This is a genomic window from Rhizomonospora bruguierae, assembly GCF_018397995.1.
In the GTDB taxonomy this organism is placed as follows: Bacteria; Actinomycetota; Actinomycetes; order Mycobacteriales; family Micromonosporaceae; genus Rhizomonospora; species Rhizomonospora bruguierae.
On the sequence record NZ_BBQH01000170.1, the window covers coordinates 1 to 887 of the forward strand.

Genomic DNA, 887 nt, shown 5'->3' on the forward strand with positions numbered 1-887 from the left:
GTTGCTGGTTGCGCGCTGGGTGGTGGGTTCCGATGCCGGTTCGTTAGGGCTGAAACGAGGGCTGCGCGGTGGATTTGGTTTCCGCTGGTCGATTCGGCGCGGTAGAGGTCCAGCAGCAGACCGTTGGTTCGGAAGTAGTCATCGAACGCGATCGCGACTTCGAGGGACGGTGCTCGTAAACCCGTTTCTATATGCCCGATCATCGAGCGGGATACGTTCGTCTTCTCGCCGAGCCCTCGATAGGTGAGACGTTCAGCGGCCCGCAGGACACGCAGTACGGCGGCGAACTGCGGCATTGGTGTCCGCGTCGCATCCCTGTCATCAAGCGTTTCGCCTACGGTTACGCTCTCGATGCTCTCTGTTGCCCCGCTTGCCAGTTGCGTCTCACCGAGGCTATCAGGATCGCGATCGGTTTCGGGATCGATTCGCGCTTCGGGTACTAAGTCCATGCCGTGGCTACGTCGGTCGAAGAACCCGAGTTCGGCATCCGTCGCGGTGCCGGTGACGTGACGGTACGCGGCGCGTCGCCACTCTCGCGGCCAGGTCACTCTCCCGGACTCCACTTTCCCGATGGCGCTTTCCGTGACAGGACCGCCCGGGTCAGGTTTATCGCCAAGCCACTGGTTGCACTCGTCGGCGAACTCCTGCCGCCCCATGACGGTTCCGGGGCACCGCTTGGACGGCAACCGTTCCCGGGCCTTCCTGAACAACACGTTCGGCCGGGAACGGTCGGGCGCCGGCTGAACAGACACCGCGCCTCCTCCTTCCCCGCATTTGATCACGCGAGGCCGCGAACAGCCCTAGAACATCCTGACAACCCGCCAGTCCAAGGATTCTACTACGGCTGTCGCCATTGACGACCCGGCTTGCTGGGCCGGGGGCGTGGA

1 protein-coding gene is annotated in these 887 nt (G+C 63.5%); it reads right to left on the reverse strand.

Features of this window, described 5'->3' with window-relative positions:
- Positions 1-752 (reverse strand): helix-turn-helix transcriptional regulator (locus KJS59_RS30690; RefSeq protein WP_213457500.1); only part of this gene is annotated, 752 nt, incomplete at its 3' end.
- Positions 753-887 lie beyond the last annotated feature (135 nt).